Below are 2,421 nucleotides of genomic sequence, written 5' to 3' on the forward strand. Positions count from 1 at the left end.
AGGTAGGTCTGGGGATCGACGCCGTTCAGCTTGCAGGTCTCGATGAGCGAGGCGACGGCAGCCCAGTGCTCACCACCCTCGTCGGATCCCGCGAACAGCGCGTTCTTGCGGCTCAGCGCGATGGGTCGGATGGAGCGCTCGACGGCGTTGGTGTCGAGGTCGATGTGGCCGTCATCGAGGAACCGGGTCAGACCCTTGCGACCCTTCAGCGCGTAACGGATCGCGTCCGCCAGGTCGCCTCGCCCGGGCACGCGGTCGAGATGCTCCTCGAGCCAGCCGAACAGACCTTCGACGAGGGGTCTGCTCCTCTCCTCGCGCCCGGTGCGCCGAGCATCGGGCGGCTGCCCGCGCAGGTCCGCCTCGACGGCGTAGAGGGCGGCGATGCGGCGGAGCGCCTCCTCGGCCATGGGTGACGCACCGCTCCGGGCCAGGTCGTAGAACCGGCGTCGCGCGTGGGCCCAGCAGGTCGCGATGACCGCGGCGCCCGGGGCGGCCCCGGGATCGGCGAGGCGCTTGTAGGCGGCGTAGCCGTCGCACTGGAGGATGCCGCGGTAGCGCCCCAGCAGGGCATGGGCGTGCTCGCCGCCCCGGCCGGGCGCATAGGTGTAGGCGACCGCAGGCGGGTCCAGCCCGCCCCAGGGGCGGTCATCGCGGGCGATGGCCCAGAAGTACCCCTGCTTGGTCCGGCCACGGCCAGGGTCGAGGACCGGTACAACCGTCTCATCCGCGAACAGCCGGGCCGAGGTGAGGAGGATCCCGCGCAGGCGGCGCACGACGGGCTCGATCTCGGCCGCGGCCGTGCCCACCCAGTGGGCCAGGGTCGAGCGGTCCACCGGCACGCCCTGGCGCGCCAGGATCCCCGCTTGGCGGTAGAGGGGCAGGTGGTCGGCGTAGCGGGAGACGAGGACGTGCGCGACCGTCGCCTCCGTCGGCAACCCGCCCTCGATCAGCCGCGGCGGTGCGGGAGCCTGGACCACCACGTCGCCGCAGGCTCGGCAGGCCAGCCTGGGCCTGCGCGTGACGAGGACACGGAACCGGGCCGGGATCACGTCGAGCCGCTCCGCCCGGTCCTCGCCGATGACGGCCATCATCCCCTGGCAGCACGGGCATGCGGTGCTCTCTGGCTCGATCAGCACCTCGACCCGCGGTAGGTGCGCGGGCAAGGCACCTCGGCTCCGGCGGCGCCCCTCCGCCTGCGCCTTGCGCAGCGCCTCGTCCTGGCGCCCCTCCCTGGCCTCAGCGGCCGCGACCGCCGTCTCGAGGTCAGCCAGGGCGAGCTGCAGCTGCTCCTCCGGCAGCCTCTCGGACCGCCGCCCGAACTGGTGCCGCTGCAGCCTGCGCAGGAGGTGGCGGAGCCGGTCGTTTGCCGCCTCGAGCGCGTCCCGCTCGGCGACCGCGCCGTCGCGCTGCGCGATGACCTCGGCCAGCAGTCCCCGCAGAACCGCGGGATCGTCGGGGAGGGCCGCGATGTCGATCGCACCACGCATGCCGAACCGTCGCCCGGCCCGCCGCGTCGCGCCAAGGGAAATCGGCCGCGCCGGTCGTCAGCCCACGACCTCGGGCCGCGCCGTCCAGGCCGTGCGGCGCCAGTCGATGCCCTCCAGCAGCATCGACATCTGCGCGGGCGTGAGTGAGACCACCCCCTCCGTCGCGCTCGGCCACACGAACTTCCCGCGCTCCAGCCGCTTGGCGAGGAGGCACAGGCCCTGGCCGTCCCAGTACAGCAGCTTGACGAGGTGAGCCCGGCGGCCCCGGAACGCGAACACGTGGCCGCTGAACGGATCCCCGCCCAGCACCTCCTGCACGAGGCGGGACAGCCCGTCGAAGCCCCGGCGCATGTCGGTCGGGCCCGCCGCCAGCCAGACCCGCACGCCCGGCGGTGGACCGATCACGCCTCCAGCGCCGCAGCGAGCCGCGCGACCGCCGCGGCGTCCACCTCCGGCGCCAGCCGCAGCACCCGTCCGTTGCGCAGGACCAGCTCGATTAGAACCACCGCCCCGGCGGACGTGACCGGCATCGGGGGCGCAGCTGGCGACGGCTCGGGCCCGGCGGTCATCAGCCGCACCGGCAGGAGCTGCGGCGGACGCCGCTGCCGGGCTGCCTCGCCACGCGCCGCCCGGCGCCAGCGGTGCAGCAGGCTGGCGCAGACCCCGTGACGCCGCGACACGCCCTGCACCGTCTCGCCGGGCTGGAGGGTCTCCGCCACCAGCCGAACCTTCTCCTCCGCCGTGTAGACCCGCCGCGCCTCAGGGCGCGTCACGATCTCGACCCTCTCCGACGATCGAGCGGCAGCACCGGTGCCAGCACCAGTGCTGCCATTGTGGCCAGCCACACGCTCCAACATCGCGTCACCTCACCATCCGTGACGCTACCTCGCCGTCAGCACGCTCCAGGACAATACGGCCTCAAACCACCGCTTAC

The 2,421-nt window shown here is 73.8% G+C and carries 3 protein-coding genes; all 3 read right to left on the minus strand.

The window, feature by feature from the left end; all coding sequences use genetic code 11:
* The coding region (gene tnpC / locus FHS87_RS23135) for an IS66 family transposase (RefSeq protein WP_184522236.1) at positions 1-1,487 on the minus strand (1,487 nt) is incomplete at its 3' end.
* 57 nt (positions 1,488-1,544) lie between these two features.
* On the minus strand, positions 1,545-1,892 hold the full coding sequence (gene tnpB, locus FHS87_RS23140; RefSeq protein ID WP_184522239.1) for an IS66 family insertion sequence element accessory protein TnpB: 348 nt from the start codon (positions 1,890-1,892) through the stop codon (positions 1,545-1,547).
* A complete protein-coding gene (tnpA, locus tag FHS87_RS23145; RefSeq protein WP_184522242.1) occupies positions 1,889-2,260 on the minus strand; it encodes an IS66-like element accessory protein TnpA in 372 nt (123 codons plus the stop codon). Before tnpA ends, tnpB begins: the two co-directional genes overlap by 4 nt.
* Positions 2,261-2,421 lie beyond the last annotated feature (161 nt).

The sequence above is a fragment of the Muricoccus pecuniae genome (genome assembly GCF_014199205.1).
GTDB classification, from domain to species: domain Bacteria; phylum Pseudomonadota; class Alphaproteobacteria; order Acetobacterales; family Acetobacteraceae; genus Roseomonas; species Roseomonas pecuniae.